This window comes from Micromonospora sp. NPDC093243, assembly GCF_044753725.1.
In the GTDB taxonomy this organism is placed as follows: domain Bacteria; phylum Actinomycetota; class Actinomycetes; order Mycobacteriales; family Micromonosporaceae; genus Micromonospora.
The window spans coordinates 59,952-76,132 of the sequence record NZ_JBIVNT010000010.1; the positions used below are offsets into that span (position 1 = coordinate 59,952).

General features: G+C 72.8%; 13 protein-coding genes. 3 read left to right on the plus strand and 10 right to left on the minus strand.

Translation table 11 applies throughout. The features are described from left to right. Position 1: 1 nt before the first annotated feature. The 5 genes from ACIP9D_RS28690 to ACIP9D_RS28710 all read right to left on the minus strand — a co-directional run bounded on the left by ACIP9D_RS28690 (position 2) and on the right by ACIP9D_RS28710 (position 5,796). On the minus strand, positions 2–421 hold the full coding sequence (locus ACIP9D_RS28690) for a protein-tyrosine phosphatase family protein (RefSeq protein WP_350874705.1): 420 nt from the start codon (positions 419–421) through the stop codon (positions 2–4). A gap of 1,170 nt (positions 422–1,591) precedes the next feature. Then, complete coding sequence (locus ACIP9D_RS28695; RefSeq protein ID WP_350874704.1) at positions 1,592–2,185, minus strand: hypothetical protein; 594 nt, start codon at positions 2,183–2,185, stop codon at positions 1,592–1,594. A 1,036-nt stretch (positions 2,186–3,221) separates the two neighbouring features. Beyond that, on the minus strand, positions 3,222–3,866 hold the full coding sequence (locus tag ACIP9D_RS28700) for a response regulator transcription factor (protein ID WP_350874703.1): 645 nt from the start codon (positions 3,864–3,866) through the stop codon (positions 3,222–3,224). Beyond that, entirely contained in the window at positions 3,857–4,987 is a 1,131-nt protein-coding gene (locus tag ACIP9D_RS28705) for a histidine kinase (protein WP_350874701.1), read from the minus strand. Before ACIP9D_RS28705 ends, ACIP9D_RS28700 begins: the two co-directional genes overlap by 10 nt. 2 nt (positions 4,988–4,989) lie before the next feature. Beyond that, positions 4,990–5,796, minus strand: coding sequence for a DedA family protein (locus ACIP9D_RS28710; protein ID WP_350874699.1), 807 nt, complete (start codon positions 5,794–5,796; stop codon positions 4,990–4,992). Between the two features lie 100 nt (positions 5,797–5,896). Between ACIP9D_RS28710 and ACIP9D_RS28715 the strand changes: the two genes are divergently transcribed. Next, the gene (locus tag ACIP9D_RS28715) at positions 5,897–6,577 is read left to right on the plus strand and encodes a carbon-nitrogen hydrolase family protein (RefSeq protein WP_350874783.1); all 681 of its coding nucleotides are present in this window, start codon (positions 5,897–5,899) and stop codon (positions 6,575–6,577) included. A gap of 40 nt (positions 6,578–6,617) precedes the next feature. Here ACIP9D_RS28715 and ACIP9D_RS28720 read toward each other — a convergent pair whose 3' ends face one another. The 5 genes from ACIP9D_RS28720 to ACIP9D_RS28740 form a co-directional block, all read right to left on the minus strand. Further along, complete coding sequence (locus ACIP9D_RS28720; protein ID WP_350874698.1) at positions 6,618–8,114, minus strand: protein kinase domain-containing protein; 1,497 nt, start codon at positions 8,112–8,114, stop codon at positions 6,618–6,620. 135 nt (positions 8,115–8,249) lie between these two features. Continuing rightward, a complete protein-coding gene (locus tag ACIP9D_RS28725; RefSeq protein ID WP_350874697.1) occupies positions 8,250–8,453 on the minus strand; it encodes a hypothetical protein in 204 nt (67 codons plus the stop codon). A gap of 2 nt (positions 8,454–8,455) precedes the next feature. Continuing rightward, positions 8,456–9,520: a LacI family DNA-binding transcriptional regulator gene (locus ACIP9D_RS28730; protein ID WP_350874696.1), complete on the minus strand. Its 1,065-nt coding sequence runs from the start codon at positions 9,518–9,520 to the stop codon at positions 8,456–8,458. Between the two features lie 136 nt (positions 9,521–9,656). Beyond that, a complete protein-coding gene (locus tag ACIP9D_RS28735) occupies positions 9,657–10,538 on the minus strand; it encodes a helix-turn-helix domain-containing protein (RefSeq protein WP_400451305.1) in 882 nt (293 codons plus the stop codon). A 144-nt stretch (positions 10,539–10,682) separates the two neighbouring features. Beyond that, the gene (locus ACIP9D_RS28740; RefSeq protein WP_350874693.1) at positions 10,683–10,922 is read right to left on the minus strand and encodes a DUF397 domain-containing protein; all 240 of its coding nucleotides are present in this window, start codon (positions 10,920–10,922) and stop codon (positions 10,683–10,685) included. 260 nt (positions 10,923–11,182) lie between these two features. Between ACIP9D_RS28740 and ACIP9D_RS28745 the strand changes: the two genes are divergently transcribed. Together ACIP9D_RS28745 and ACIP9D_RS28750 are read left to right on the plus strand one after the other, a co-directional pair. After that, entirely contained in the window at positions 11,183–11,830 is a 648-nt protein-coding gene (locus ACIP9D_RS28745) for a GGDEF domain-containing protein (RefSeq protein ID WP_350874781.1), read from the plus strand. Between the two features lie 974 nt (positions 11,831–12,804). Beyond that, the gene (locus ACIP9D_RS28750; protein ID WP_400451272.1) at positions 12,805–16,140 is read left to right on the plus strand and encodes a glycosyltransferase; all 3,336 of its coding nucleotides are present in this window, start codon (positions 12,805–12,807) and stop codon (positions 16,138–16,140) included. The last annotated feature ends 41 nt before the right edge of the window (positions 16,141–16,181 follow it).

A 16,181-nucleotide genomic window follows, 5' to 3' on the forward strand; every position in this document is an offset into this window, starting at 1 on the left:
GTCAACCCAGCCGGCGCAACCAGCGCCGTTGCCAGGGGGTCTCCACGGCCCGCGGCCGATAGCTGGCGCGTACCCAATCCACCGCCCGCTCGGCGGGCAGACCGTCCAGCACCGCGAGCGCGGCCAGGGCCGTACCGGTACGGCCCTGGCCGCCTCGGCACGCCACCTCCACCCGCTCGCCGGCATGCGCCCGGCGCAGCCCCTCCCGTAGGGCGTCCAACGCGTCGGCCCGGTCCAGCGGCACCCAGAAGTCCGGCCACCGGATCCGCCGGTGCGCCCACGCCGGCGCCGGACCATCTGCCAACAGCAGGGCGAAATCGGCCGGCGACGCCACGTCGGCGATCCGGCGCCCGCGCACCGGGGCCCCGCTCGGCAGCATGACCACGCCCGGCTGCTCCGACCACGCCACGTCCACGCTCATCCCGGCATTCTCCCCCGGGAACTTCACGTCTCCCTGCCGGGACTTCACGTGTTCTCTGCCGGGACTTCAGCTGTCCCTGGCGGCCCGAAGACAGTGCCGCCCCCGGCCGGGTGGCCGGGGGCGGCACTGGGGTGTCGGTGTGCAGGTCGCCTCGCGGCGAGTGGCACGAACGCGGCTCCAGCCGAACGGTAGTCCGCGACGGCAATTATCAGGTGAGGCCCGGGGACACAGGACACACCGACACCCCGTACAACCTACCCACGCCCGCGACCATTCCCACCCCGCTTCTTCACATCCCCGACCACTCACCGTCCGCCGCCGCTACCATCCCCCACCGCCCCCGGTTGATGGCCGCGACGATCCGCTCGGTGTGCCGACGCCCGTCCACAGCGCGTGCCGGGTGCCGGCGTCGACCACCTCGACTCGCCCCGCGCGACCCCTTGGCGCCGCACCACAGCGACCCGCCCGCTTGTCCGCCGCCCGCAGGTCCACCGATCCGCCGCCCGCGCGTCCGCCGGTCCGCCACCCACCGGTCCACCGCCCTGCACGTCCGCCGCCCGCAGGTCCACCGATCCGCCGCCCGCGCGTCCGCCGGTCCGCCGCCCACCGGTCCGCCGCCCTGCGCGTCCGCCGCCCGCAGGTCCGCCGCTTGCGGGTCCGCCGCTTGCGGGTCCCCCGCCTGCGGTCGGCCGGAGCCACCCCGCCCTCGCCCCCGGGTGAGCTCTCCATAGCCCGAGATCTTGGACAGTTTCCGTTAGGTCCTAACGGAAACTGTCCAAGATCTCGCCTCCGCGAGGCCAGGCAGGCCCGGGCCGGGGTCGTGTCGCCGTCCGAGTGCAGCTCGTTCGGCAACCGCGATCAGGAAGTCCCGCCCAGAGGTCCGCCGGGCGGGCCTGCGGCCGGTGGCGAGAGGCGCCCGATCCGCCGGCCGCCGGATGCCGACAATAGGGTGCCGTCACCACGGGACTCCTGGCCGACACCCGAATCGGGCTGCCGGCCCAACACCGCTCTGGAGGCGCTCCTGGCCGGCACCCGGGTGGGGTGCCGGCGGATGTGACCGGGATATGACGCCGGCCGGCGACCCCGGGTGGGGTGCCGGCCGAAGTGTTCGGGATACGCCGCTGGCCGGCACCCGATACGGGTGCCGGCCAGCGGTCAGATCGTGCTGTGTCAGCTGTTCCAGTGCTGGGCGACGAGGTCGGCGGCCTGCTGCTCCCACTGGGCGTAGGCGTCCGGGTAGGCCGACACCTGCACCGTCTGGGCGGCGTCGGTCAGCGGCATGTCCTGCCACCCGTCGACCTGCTTGAGACCCTTCTGGAACGCCATCGTCGAGTACTCAGGATCCGTGATCTGCTCCGGCGTACCCCAACCCGAGGACGGGCGCTGCTGGAACAGACCCAGCGAGTCATGATCATTCATGTCGCCGAGGTGGCCCAGGTTCTCCAGCTTCGACTCCTGCAGGCTCGTCGCGATCGAGATGACCGCAGCCCGCTCGTCCAGACCCGACTTCTTCGTCGCGGCGATGATCGCCTTGACGTTGGCGGTCTGCTCGTCGTTGAGGTCGATGTGCGACTGGGTGCCCTGGGTGCCGTGCGGGATCAGCTTGGCGGTGTCCACACCCGGCTTGTCGACCTGCACCACGGCTACGGGCTTGGCGTCCACGGCCGGCGCGGCGGCGTGGGCGGCGACGGGGCCGGCGAAGATCCCACCGGCGAAAGCCAGACCAGCAACACTCAGAACGCTCTTACGCATGATCGTGTTCATCGGGAAGCTCCAATTCGGGGGTAGACACCCACCGCCGACAGAGGTCGGCATACGTGCGTGGGTGTGCGGCACCTCGACAAGGCGCTCATGAATCAAGGGGGAAGTCTTCAAGGCCGGGCCACACGTCAGGGGCTCATCGACCAGGGGATCCGACGTCCGGGGCGGGGGCCTCACGGTGCCGGGTCCAGGTGTAACGACCGGCGGCCCACCATCATTCCGGGGTCGGCTCGTCGGCCGGGTCCAGGTGTAACGACCGGCTGCCCGCCATCATTCCCGGGGCGCCGGGCCACCGTCAGCGACCGGATGAACCGGCCGACCGAACGGGCTGCTACCTCGGCCGTCGGGGGTATTCAACGACGCCCGGCCGCCCGCCATTCCGGCCCCGGGATGCCACCGGTCACACCCCAAACCACCCACACCCACCCAGCCGACCGGCATCGGCGTACCCACCCGGACGGATCGGACCGGACAATCACCCCAAACGCGCCGGCAAGCAAGCCTCTGGACCTGCACAGCCGGCCCCCGTCCTCATGGATCACCGGCCGAAGCCGCCGACGGTCGAATGATCGACTCGAGATCTGTGAAGTCGGGGAGATGGAGCCGAGGGACACCCCGACTTCACGGAACTCGAGTCGACCAACCCCGACAACCCGCCTGATCCACTCCAGATCGCCGACATGGCGGTATCCACGCGGCCGGAACACCGCCATGCCGGCGACATGGCGGAAGGCCGCCGCCGCGGGCCCCATGGACGGCGGCGACGGCGGGTCGGCGGGGCCGAGGGGCGGGATCCGGCGAGGGGTCCAGCGCGGATCCGGCGCAGGGTCCGGACGCGGAACCCGGCGCAGGGCCCGGACGCGGAACCCGGCGCGGAGCCTGGCGCAGGGTCCAGGCGCGGAGCCCGGCGCACGGTCCAGGCATGGCGCGGACTCCGCGCCCCGGGGCGCAGGGTCCGGACGCGGAGTGGACGCGCGGGATCCAAGGCGCGTGGGGCGCAGGGTCCGACGTTCGGGGCGAATCCGGGGCGCGTGGTCGGTCAGCTGCCCAGGTAGCGGAGGATGGCCAGGACGCGTCGGCTGTAGCCGACCGCGCCGGACAGGTCGAGCTTGTCGAAGATGGCGTTGACGTGCTTTTCCACCGCGCTCAGCGACACGTGCAGTCGTTCGGCGATCGCGGCGTTGGTGTGGCCCTGGGCCATGTGGTGCAGGACGTCCTGTTCGCGCGGTGTCAGTCGGGTGAGCGGGTCGGCGCGGTCCGAGCCGGCCACCACCTGACGGACCACCTCGGGGTCGAGCGCGGTCGCTCCGGCGGCCACCCGGTCCAGTGCGTCGAGGAAGTCGTCCACCTGGGCGACCCGGTCCTTGAGCAGGTAGCCGACGCCCTCGGGACGGTCGGCCAGCAGCCGGGCGGCGTACCGCTTCTCGACGTACTGGGAGAGCACGAGAACCCCGGTGGTGGGCCGGCGTCGGCGGATCTCCAGCGCGGCGCGCAGACCGTCGTCGGTGTGGGTGGGCGGCATCCGGACGTCCGTGACGACGACGTCGGGATGTTCCTGGTCGACGGCGGCGACCAGTTCGTCGGCGGTGCCGACCGCAGCGACGACGTGGTGGCCCTCCTCGGCGAGCAGCCGGACCAGACCCTCGCGCAGCAACGTCGAATCCTCGGCGAGGACTATCCGCACGGCAGTTCCGCCAGCACGGTGGTCGGGCCGCCGGTGGGGCTCTGCACCCGCAACTGCCCGTCGAGAGCGGCCACCCGGCGGGCCAGCCCGGACAGGCCCCGCCCGGAGGGGTCCGCCCCGCCCGCGCCGTCGTCGCGCACGCGCATCCGGACCCGCCCCTCCCGTACGTCGACGTCGATGGTGACCAGGGTAGCGGCGGCGTGTTTCGCGGCGTTGGTGAGCGCCTCGCAGGCCACGAAGTAGAGCACCGTCTCGATCTGCCGATCGGGGCGTACCGCCAGGTCGTAGCGGATCCGCACCGGAACGGTCGAGCGCTGCGCGACCATCCCGAGCACCTCACCCAGGTCGCTGTCGTCGAGCGCCGACGGGTAGACCCGCCAGGCCACCTCCCGCAGCTCCTGCACCGCCCGCTGGACGTCCTCGTGGGCCTGCGCGATGAGGGCGGACGTCCGCTCGGCGTCCCGGCTACGCCGGGCCCGGCCGAGCAACATGCCGAGCGCGACGAGTCGCTGTTGCAGCCCGTCGTGCAGGTCCCGTTCGATGCGCTGGCGTTCGGCGTCCACCGCGGCGATCGCCCCGGCCCGGCTGGTGGTCAGCTCGCGGACCCGCGCCTGCAGCGCGGCGCGCGAGTCGGGGTTGAGCAGTCGCCGGGCCAGCCGGACGTCGAGCGCGCCGACGCTGGCGATGGCCTGCACGTTGAGCAGCAGCAGCACCGCGCCGACGACGAGTTGCAGCAGGGTGTCGGTCACGGTCAGCTCACCGCGTACCGCGGCGCGCACCACGATCGAGGCCAGCACCGTCCCGACGGCGAGCACCGCGAACGCCAGCCCGCCCAGCGCTCCGGGCAGCAGCCGGGCCACGAGATAGCCGACCTCCCGCCCGCCGACGGTACGCACCGGCGGCACCTCGTCGCCCGCGGCGAGCAGCCCGGCCAGCCTGCGGCGTTCCCACCGGAGCAGCGTCACCGCGTACCGCGGGATCGCCGCCGCAACCCGGCGGCGGGCCGCCGGTACCGGCGCGGACCCGGCGGCGACGACCGCCGCGGCCAGCAGGAAGAGCAGCTCCCCGACCGCGGTCAGGACGCCTGCGGCGACACCGAGGACGACCCGTCCGCTCGGCACGGTCAGCGCGCCCCGCCGCCGGTCCGCTCGTCGGCGCCCCAGGAGCCACTGCGGTAGATGGTGCCGCGTCCGCCGGGATCGGGCACGCCGAACGACGGCCCGGCCGGGTTGGGCGCGGCCGGCTCCTCGGGGTTGCGGGCGGCCCGCCGGGCGCGGAGCACCCGGGACACCACGAACCAGCCGACCGCCGCCACGCAGACCACGATGACGATGTTCTGCAGGACGCCGACGTAGCCCTCGACCAGGTGCCAGTTGTCGCCGAGCAGGTATCCGGCGAGCACGAAGGTGGTGTTCCAGATCAGGCTGCCCAGCGTCGTGTAGAGCGCGAAGGTGGCGACCGACATGCGCTCGACACCCGCCGGGATGGAGATCAGACTCCGGAAGATCGGGATCATGCGGCCGAAGAAGACCGCCTTGACGCCGTGCCGGAGGAACCACGCCTCGGTCCGGTCCACGTCGCTGAGCTTCACCAGGGGCAGCCGCGCGGCGATCGCCCGGATCCGGTCCCGGCCGAGCGCCGCACCGATCCAGTAGAGGGCGAGGGCGCCCACCAGCGAGCCGAGCGTCGTCCAGAAGATCGCCCCGATCACACTCATCCGCCCCTGGCCGGCGACGAAGCCGGCGAGCGGCAGGATCACCTCGCTCGGGATCGGCGGGAAGAGGTTCTCCAACGCCACCGCCAGTCCGGCGCCCGGGCCGCCGAGCCGTTCCACCAGGTCCGTGACGTAGCCGACCAGTCCATCCTGAGGTGGCTCGGCGTCCGCCGCGAGGCTTCCGGTGGCGAGCAGGACGTGCGAGGTTCGAATCATGCCCCCACGCTACGAACCGATCCTGAGAGGCCACCATGAGGCCGGCCCCCCGACCGGTCGGCGGGACCACACCCGCAGGGGTGCGGAAAACCGCACCCCGCTGCGGCTCGCGGTGGCGCAACCGCCCTGCGTACCGAAGGACGTCGCGGCGAACGCGGAGACGCACGCCGCCGCGGTCCGGGCGGCGGGCGCCCGGGTGGTGGTCTTTCCGGAGCTGTCGTTGACCGGGTACGAGCTGGATGCCGCCGTCGTCGCGGCGGACGATCCCCGGTTGGCGCCGCTGGTCGAGGCCTGCGCCGAGACCGGGACGCTGGCGCTGGCCGGCGCGCCGGTGCCCGGGGAGCACATCGGGGTGCTCGCGGTCGACGGCGACGGGGCCGCGGTGGCGTACCGGAAAATGTGCCTCGGCGGGGACGAGGGCCGCCGCTTCGTCGCGGGCGACCGGCCCGCGGTGCTCGACGTCGACGGCTGGCGGTTGGGGCTGGCCGTCTGCAAGGACACCGGCGTGCCGGAGCACGCCGCCGCTACGGCGGCGCTCGGCATCGACGCCTACCTGGCGGGCGTGGTCGAGGCGGCACAGGATGCCGCGGTGCCGGACGAGCGAGCGCGGCGGATCGCCACCGAACACGGGGTGTGGGTGGCGGTGGCCAGCTTCGCCGGGCCGACCGGTGGCGGCTACGCCGAGACGGCCGGCCGGTCCGCGATCTGGACGCCGCAGGCGGCGTTGGCGGCCCGGGCGGGCAGCGCGGCAGGCGAGACCGTGCGGGCCGTCCTCGACTGAGCGGCCACGTGGCATCGGACCCGTCGACGGCCCGGCCAGGTCAGTCGTCGCGGTCGCCGGGCACGTCGAGCCGGTCGAGCAGGGCGTTGAGGCGGTCCGCGGTGTCGTCCGAGAGCTGTCGCCGCTCGACCTGCTCGGCGATCCGCTCCCGCAGGTCGTCGACCCGCTTGGCCCGGTCCTTCGGCTTGCCCCGGCCGAGGTCGGCCAGCTCGTCGCGCAGGTCCTCGACGGCCCGTCGGTCGATCTCGCCCCGCATCTGGGCCTGGGCCAGGATCGCGGCGAACTCGGCGGCCATTTGACGCAGCCCGACCGGGGCGGGCGCGGCGGTGGTCGGCGCCGGTGCCGTGCTCGACGGCGGCACGGATTCCGGGCTGTCGGCGGTCACCGGCGCCTGCGGTGCAGCGCTCGTCGGGCCGGCCACCTGCGGGGTCCGTGGGTCGTCGTCGCCGAGGGTGAGCGCCGCGCCGAGGCCGAGCAGGAGCGCGAGGCCGGCCGCCACGAGGGCGACGAGCGGGCCCCGGGACCGTCGGGTCGGGCGCTCTGGCGCGGCGGCGGCCGGACGCGGCGTGACGGGTGTGCGGTCGATCAGGGTGGGCGGGTGCGCGGACGCGCCGATCGTGCGTCCGGCGGGCGGGGACACGGGTGCGACGGCCGCCCGCCCGGCCGGCAGGGTGGGCAGGATCGCGGTGGGCGGGTCGGCCGGCGGGCCGGCGCCGAGCCGGCTGGCGAGCTGCGCCGCGGTCGGCCGCCGGGCCGGGTCGGTGGCCAGACAGGCGAGGGTGAGGTCGGCGATGTCGGCCGGCAGGCCGGGGATCCGCAGCGGTGGCACGGGGGTACGCCGCTCCCGCACCTCCAGCGCGTCCTCCCAGGTCTGCACGGGCAGCGGGGCGCGCCCGGCGAGCGTGCGGTAGAGCAGCGCGCCGAGGGCGTAGATGTCACTGGCCGGGTCGGGCGGCCCGGCGGCGAGCCGCTCGGGGGCGAAGTACGCCGGGGTTCCCATCAGCAGCTCGCCGGTCTGGCCGGCGAGCGGGTGGTGCGGCCCGGCGAGCGCGGCGATGCCGAAGTCGAGCACTTTCGCGCCGGTCTCGGTGAGCATCACGTTGCCCGGCTTGATGTCGCGGTGCACCACCCCGATCCGGTGGGCGGCGGCGAGCGCGGCGGCGACCTGCCCGGCCACCCGGACCGCGTCGGGCCAGGCGAGGGGGCCGCCGGTGAGGCGGTCGGCCAGGTTGCGCCCCTCCACCAGCTCCATCACCAGGTACGGCACGACCTCGCCGTCGGGCAGCGTCGCCTCGCCGTAGTCGTAGACCTGGGTGATGTGCGGGTGGGTCAGCCGAGCGGCGGCCCGCGCCTCGCGCTGGATGGTGGCCCGCAGGTGCGGGTCGGTGCCGAACTCCGCGACGAGCGCCTTGACCGCGACGGAGCGTCCGAGCACTTCGTCGTCGGCGCGCCACACCTCGGACATCCCGCCGAGGCCGATGCGCTCACGCAGAACGTATCGATCGTGCAGTCGGAGGGTGGGTGTGAACGGCGACATGGGCATCCAGTGTGCCTGCCGCGGGCGGTGGCCCACCACCCGCCGTGCCGGATTACGCGCCTCACGGCGCGGTGCGTGCCCGGATGATCGGTTCCGGACGTGGTGTGGGTCACTCCGGCACGGCGGACGGTTCGGTCAGGAGCACTGGGTCACGGTCGGCGCCGGCCGGGGCTGGATCCGGTCGGCGAGGCGGCGCAGGGCGCCTGCGGCGGCCAGTCGGGTGGGCGCGAGGCGGGCCGGTCGGGGGCGTTCGGCCTGGATGGGGGCGTTCGGCCGGGCCGAGTTGACGTGTCGGTGCACCGCGTCGATGGCGGAGATGAAGCCGGCGGGCTGTTCCATGGTCAGCTCCTCTGGACGGGTCCGGTGGAGGTCCGGACGACGAGTGTGGTGGGCAGCAGCACGTGCCCCGCCGCGGGATCCGCGGGTGGGTCGAGCAGCAGTTCGGCGGCGATCCGGCCCTTTTCCTCGGCCGGCTGTCGCACCGTGGTCAGGCCGACCGCGGCGGCTTCGGCGATGTCGTCGAAACCGGTCACCGACAGGGACGACGCCCCGGAGGCGGCCCGCTCGGTCAGGGCGTCGAGGACGCCGAGCGCGAGCACGTCGGAGCAGGCGAGCACGGCCGTCGGTGGATCGGGGCTGTCGAGCAGGCCGGCGACCGCGGCGGCGGCGGCCGGCCGGTTGTTGCCGGCGGCGCTGAGGACGGTGAGTTCGGGCCAGGTCACCCCGACGGCGGCGAACGCGTCGGCGAACCCGGCGAGCCGGCCTCGGGTGGTCGGATGCGGCACCTCGTCCACTCCGGACAGTCGCACCGGCCCGGCGGGCAGGTTCGGCAGCACAGCGTCGGCGAGCAGCGCCACCCGTCGGTGACCGAGACCCGCCACGTGCGCGGCGATCCCCCGGGCGGCGGCCCGCTCGTCGATGCCGACGTAGCGTTCGGCGTGCCCGCCGTCGACAGGTGCGGCGGTGGTGACGAAGGGCAGGCCCCGAGCACGGATGGCGTCGACAGCCCACTCCTCGTCGCCGACACAGTAGACGCAGAAGCCGTCGACGGCGGCGTTCTCCACGGCCTGCCGGGCCTCGGCGTGCGCGCCCGGCATCGGCACCAGCAGCAGGCTGGTGCCGTGCCGCTCGGCCGCCGTGCTGAGCCCGGCGAGGAAGCGCACCGCGAACGGGTCGGTGAAGGCGTACGACAGCTGCGAGGTGAAGAGCACGCCGATCGAGCCGACGAAGCCGCGGCGCAGCGAGCGGGCGGTCGGGTTGGGCCCGGGGTAGCCGATCGCCTTGGCGGTCTCCAGGATGCGCTGCCGCAGCGCCGCCGAGAGCTGGTCGGGGCGGGCGTAGGCGTTGGAGACCGTGCTGCGGGAGACGCCGACGGCGTCCGCCACGGCTTGGAGCGTCGGCTTCACCGATTCCCCCTTCTGTATCGATCCAGTTTCTGTATCGATCCAGAGACTAGCCGGAAACGTCGATGTCGGTCAACACCGAAAAAGTCGGCACGGGCCGGCGCCGTACGCGGCGGGGCTGGTTGTGCGGGATGCGCGCTCAGGCGGGGTAAAGCTCGTCCCGCAGGCGCTCGAGCAGCTCGGGGGTCCGCTCGGGCGGCTCGGCCTCGACGCAGAGCCGCTCCATGGCCAACGCGTAATAGTCCAGGTCGTCCCGCTTGTCGAGGTAGAGCGCGCTGGTCAACTGTTCGATGTAGACGATGTCGGGCAGGTCCTGGTCGCCGAAGCGCAGGATGGTGAAGGCGCCCCCGGCCGCGGCGTGCCCGCCGGCGGTGAACGGGATGATCTGGAGTCGGATGTGCGGCGATCGGGTCGCCTCGATCAGCGCGGTCAACTGCTCACGCATCACGGCCACGCCGCCGATGGGCCGACGCAGCGCCGCCTCGTCCAGCACGGCCCAGAGCTGTGGCGGATCGGCCCGCCGCAGCAGTTCCTGGCGCCGGATCCGCAGGTCGACCCGCCGGTCGATCTCGCCGGGGGTGGCCGCGCCGTGCCCGAGCAGCACCACCGCCCGGGCGTATCCGGGGGTCTGCAGCAGGCCGGGGACGAACTGCACCTCGTAGCTGCGGATCAGCGCGGCGGCGGCCTCCAACCCCAGGTAGGACTGGAACCAGGTGGGCAGCACGTCACCGTAGCGGTGCCACCAGCCGGGGCTGTTCGCGTCGCGGGCGAGCTTGAGCAGCAGCTCGCGCTCCTCGGCGTCGGTGACGCCGTAGAGGGTGAGCAGATCGGCGACGTCGCGCTCCTTGAAACCGACCCGGCCCAGCTCCATCCGACTGATCTTCGACTCGGAGGCGCGGATCTCCCAGCCGGCACCCTCCCGGGTGACCCCGGTGGACTCCCGCAGTCGGCGAAGCTGGGAGCCGAGCAGCATGCGCAGCACGGTCGGCCCGGTTGTCGGGCCGCCGTCGGCGGGAACCATCGTCACGTGCCGACCTCCGCGTACGGTCGGGCACCCGGCCCGGCCGACGTGTAAGCATGCCATGGACCGACAGTGAGGGATACTCCCGCGCACCCGCGGGTCGCGGCGCTCGGACGGCTCCGCGTCGGGGACGGGGGCGACCGGTCAGGCGATCAGATGGTCGAAGTCGCCGTCACGGGCGCCGAGCACGAAGGCGGCGATCTCGTCGACCGTGTAGATCAGCGCCGGCCCCTCCGGGTGCCGCGAGTTACGCATCGCGATGCCGGCCCCGCCGGGCAGCTCGGCCAGCTCGACGCAGTTTCCGCTCGGGTTGCTCCGACGGCTCTTCTGCCAGTTCACCGGCGGAAGCTGGGTAGCGGGTACGCCGTTCGGCGGTTGCTGCATGTGGAGCGTCCTCTTTGCTCAGAAGCCGGCCGATGCCGCGGGAGGAGCGGTGACGGCGCGGAAGAACTGTCGATATCGGACCGTGCTGCACGTGCATCTGCTATTGCATCTGCATCGGACGGCGAGCATGATAACGCACGTGATCGGTACGCATCCGTTCACAATGAGTTACCTGACCTGGGCCACCACCAGGGAAAACGTGGACCTGTCCCGGTATGTCGGCCGCGGCGGGAGGCAGGCGGTCGCGGATGGGAGGGCCTGTGCCGGATCCGGTGAGTGTCGCGTCCGGCATCTGCGCCGCCGGGGCCCTGCTCTCCACCTGGCAACTGCGCCGTCGCGCGTTGCGGGCCGAGGCGGAGATGGAGCATCTCCAGGCCGAGCTGGCCGCGGAACGGCACGCCGCCAGTCACGACCCGCTCACCGGGCTGCCCAACCGCCGCGCCTTCTACCGGCTGGCGGCGACCCTGCTCACCGACGCGGCCGGGCGGCCGCTGATCGCCGTGGTGCTCGACCTCGACGACTTCAAGCAGGTCAACGACCGCTACGGGCACGCCGCAGGCGATCAGGTGCTGATCAGCGTGGCCGAGCGTCTGGCCGCGTTCGCCGGCGACAACCTGGTGGCTCGGCTCGGCGGCGACGAGTTCGCCGGCCTGCTGACCACCCCGACCGTGGACCGACGCTGGATCGAGCACGCCACCGGGCGGCTCTGCGAGATGCTCGCCGCCCCGATCCCGCTCGGCGGGCTCAGCATCCGGGTGACCGCCTCGGTCGGGCTCGCGCCGGTCACCGGCCCGACCCAGCTCACCGAGGCATTGCATCGCGCCGATGCCGCGATGTATCGGGCGAAGAGCCTGAGCGCCAGCCGCCCGGCCCGCCAGCTCGTGGAAACCGCCTACCTGACCGAGTGACCTCTCGGGCGCCGGCAGGCCCACCGGACGGCCCCTGCGACGCGGATCCTGTTCGCCATGAGCCCGGTGGCGCCCTCCGCACGCACCGCCGGGGAGGATCGTGCCCTGTTGGGCATGATCGGCGATGAATGCGAGTTGTGTGCCTGCTGCCGACTTGCCCTCCTGTTCATCCGGTTCTTCTGATTCCGCGCTCAGTGTCACTTCGACGCATCGTTACTCCTGTTGTTCCGGGTCCGTGCTTGTTGCCGCCCCTGATCCGTCGTTCATCCGGTTGTTCGGATGGCGAAATCAGGCGACGGTCGAGGGTTGACAAAGTGGACATAAGGTTCCTATCGCCCTCCTAGCCTCGTCCGGGTGGTCGCACATATTCAGGATGGCGAGTCGCCCTCCCCAGCCGACGAGGCTCCCGCCGTCTCCGCCGTCTCTGTCCCGGTCTTCGTCGATGCCACCGGGCGACGACGGCGCCTGGTACACCGTTGCGCGGCACTCCTGGCGACCGCTGCCCTCGTGTACGTACCGCTCGTCGCGGTGGCCGTCCTGGTCGGACCGATGGTCCCGGCCTCCGGTCCACCGCCCGCCGCCAGCGAAGCCCGGATGGTGACGGGCGACCAACCTTCCGCACCGGGGGAGGCCGACATGCCGGCGCCACCTGTCGCGCCGATCGGCAACGAGCCCGTGGAGGAGCCCTTCCCGGCCGCGATCGGGACTCTCCCGGCCTGGCCACCCACCGGCGAGGCCCCGCCCGGGCCGGACGCTGCACCGGAGCCCGATCCGGCGCCCGGCGGACCGATCCCGAACCCGGCCCCGTCGACGACGCCACCCGGCGGTTGGACCCCCACGCCGACGCCGTCGACCCCACGGCCCACCGCGACGACGACGCCAGCGCCATCTGCACCCACGCCGACGCCAACGCCGTCCGGGCGGACACCGGACCTCGCCGACGATGCCGGATCCATCTGGAGGTACCTGGTCTGATGACCTCGTCAACGACGCGTCCAACGGCCCCACCGGTCCCCCAGCGCGGCCGGAGCCGGTTCCGGCCGCGTACGAGCTGGGTGATCTACGGTGCGCTGATCTGCGTCCTGCTCAGCGTGCTGCTGGTCGAGGCGTACGCGAACTCCGAGTTCACCCCCGACCACGTCCGGGAGACGGGCGACCAGGCCGGGGTACCCTCCGAGATCCTTTCGGGGGGCCCGGTGATCGACACGACCGGCGCACAGCCGACGTCCTACCGGATGCCTCCGCGAACCATCGCCCTCACCTTCGACGACGGCCCGGATCCGGTATGGACACCTCGGGTGCTGGACGTGCTGCACCGGTACGGGGCCCGGGCCACCTTCTTCACCGTTGGCAGCCAGGTGGCCCGCCACCCCCACCTCGCCGGGCGGATCGCGGCGGAGGGACACGAGCTGGGCGTGCACACCTTCAGCCACCCGGACGCGAGCGTGCTGCCGGGTTGGCAACGGCGGCTCGAGTACACCCAGACCCAGAAGGCCATCATGAACACCGCCGGCGTCCGGACCAACCTGCTGCGCTTTCCCTACTCGTCGACCGCCGACGCGATCGACGACGGGGCCTGGTCGGTGATTCAGGAGGCCGGCCGCCTCGGCTACCTGACAGCGGTGAACGACACCGACAGTCAGGACTGGGCCCGGCCCGGTGTGGACGCCATCGTACGCAACATGACACCACCGGACGGCCAGGGCGCCGTGGTGCTGCTGCACGACGCGGGTGGCGACCGAGCCCAGACGGTCGCTGCCCTGAAGCGGTTCATCCCGGCCATGGCGGCACGCGGGTACGAGTTCACCACCGTCAGCGACGGGGTCAACCGGGGTCGGGTAGAGGTTGATGACGACGCGATCCAGGCCGTCCCGGGGAACCAGCCGGTGTCGGAGCTCGAACGCTGGCGCGCGGGTTCGCTCGTCCTCGCGGTGCGGATCGCCGATCTGTTCGTCAGCGGACTCGGGGTGCTGTTCGTGGTGGTCGGCCTGCTGATGCTGGCCCGGACGCTGCTGCTGCTCGTCCTCGCGCCCCGGCTCGCCTGGCGCCGCCGCCGTTGGTACTGGGGCCCGCCGCTGGACCAACCGGTGTCGATCATCGTGCCGGCCTACAACGAACAGGCGGGAATCGTCGCCAGCGTGCGATCACTGGCCAACGGCGACCATCGCGGGATCGAGGTCATCGTGGTGGACGACGGCTCGACCGACGGAACCGCCGACCTGGTGGAGGCGATGGGGCTGCGCAACGTCCGGGTGATCCGCAAACCCAACGGCGGCAAGTCGAGCGCCCTCAACACCGGCATCGCCCACGCCAGCCACGAGATCATCGTGATGGTCGACGGGGACACCGTGTTCGAGCGGGATTCCGTCCGCCGGCTGGTGCAGCCCTTCGCGGACCCGTCGGTGGGCGCGGTCGCCGGCAACGTCAAGGTGGCGAACCGGCGGGGTCTGCTCGGACGGTGGCAGCACATCGAGTACGTCATCGGCTTCAACCTGGACCGCAGGCTGTACGAGACGCTCGGCTGCATGCCGACCGTGCCGGGGGCGATCGGCGCGTTCCGTCGTCGGGTGCTGCTCGCCGCGGGCGGGATGAGCAACGACACCCTCGCCGAGGACACCGACATCACCATGGCGATTCTCCGGGCGGGCTGGCGGGTGGTGTACGAGAAGCGGGCCCGGGCCTGGACCGAGGCGCCCGCCTCGCTGACCCAGCTGTGGCGCCAGCGGTACCGGTGGAGCTACGGCACCATGCAGGCGATGTGGAAGCACCGCCGTGCGGTGCTCGACCGTGGCCCGTCCGGCCGATTCGGCCGGTTCGGCCTGCCGATGCTCGCGCTGTTCGGAGTGGCGCTTCCCCTGCTCGGGCCGGTCCTGGACCTGATGGCGCTCTACGGGCTGTTCTTTCTCGGCACGACCGAGACCGCCGTCGCGTGGGCGCTGATGCTGGCCGTGCAGGCGATCACCGCGCTGGTGGCCTTCCGCCTCGACCGGGAGCGGATCGGCCCGCTGCTGGCGCTTCCGTTGCAGCAGTTCGCCTACCGCCAACTGATGTATCTGGTCCTGCTGCGGTCCACGGTGACCGCCCTGACCGGCACCAGGCTGGGCTGGCGGAAGCTGAAACGAGCCGGCGACCCCGCGAGCGGTCGCCCGGCGCGCCCGTCCGAAGAAACTGCGAAACATGCCGAGGAGGTGGGTCGGCCACCGGAGCAGACTCGCCCCGGAGGCGACCGGGACCGGTGGTTCGACGCACTGAGGGCGCTGGCTCTGGCCCGGGTGATCACCTACCACATGTTCGGCGCCGCCTGGATGAGCTTCGCCTTCCCCGCCATGGGGGTCATGTTCGCGCTCGGCGGCTCGCTGATGGCGCGGTCCTTGGACCGTGCGCCCGGGCAGGCCGTGAACAGCCGGCTCCGGCGGCTGCTGCCGGCCCTGTGGGCGATGGGCGCGCTGCTCGTACCGGTGATGATCTGGCACGGCTGGCCCGACCGGCCGGCCTGGCCCGCGCTGTTGACCTGGCTGGTGCCGATCGCCCAGCCGCCGGGCAGCGCCTGGGCGGAGGACGTCACCGGCGTGTTGTGGTACCTGGTCACCTACCTCTGGCTGGTCCTGCTCTCCCCCGCACTGCTCGGGCTCTACCGCCGCTGGCCGCTGCCGACCCTGCTCCTCCCGCTCGCTGCCGTGGTGCTGCTGCAGACGGTGCCGCCGGCGCTCGGCAGCGCCGTCGACTCGGTCGTCACCGACCTGGCGACCTTCGGGGCCTGCTGGGTCGTCGGCTTCGCGCACCGCGACGGATGGCTGCGCCGGGTCCCGCTGGCGGCGCTGATCGCCATGGCGGCCCTGTGCCTCGGGATCGGAGTCGGGTGGACCCTGACCCACGCCGAGGACGGATTCGACCTGAACGACATTCCGTTGGCCCAGGCGTTCTATTCGCTCGGTTTCGTGCTGCTGCTACTGCGCGTGTCACCGCCGATGGCCTGGCTGGCCCGGGTCCGACCGCTGGACCGGCTGGTCAGCGCCCTCAACGGCCGCGCCCTGACGATCTACCTGTGGCACAACGCGGCCATCGCCGTCTGCTTCGTCGTCGGCGACCTGGTCGACGCCTGGCGGATCGGGCAGGTCGGGTATCTGACGGTGGCACTGGGGCTGCTCTTCGCCGTCGTGCTGGCGCTCGGCTGGATCGAGGATCTCAGTGCCCGGCGCAGACCCCGGCTGGCGCCCTGGCCGGCCGCCATTACCGCGAAACCGAACCAGACCCGGCAGCCGTCCGTCTCCCCGGCGGCGCCCAGGGTCCGGGTGCGAGCCCGGACCTGACCGTACTGCCTGCGAGAAAGGAGGCGCCAACTGCGGGACGG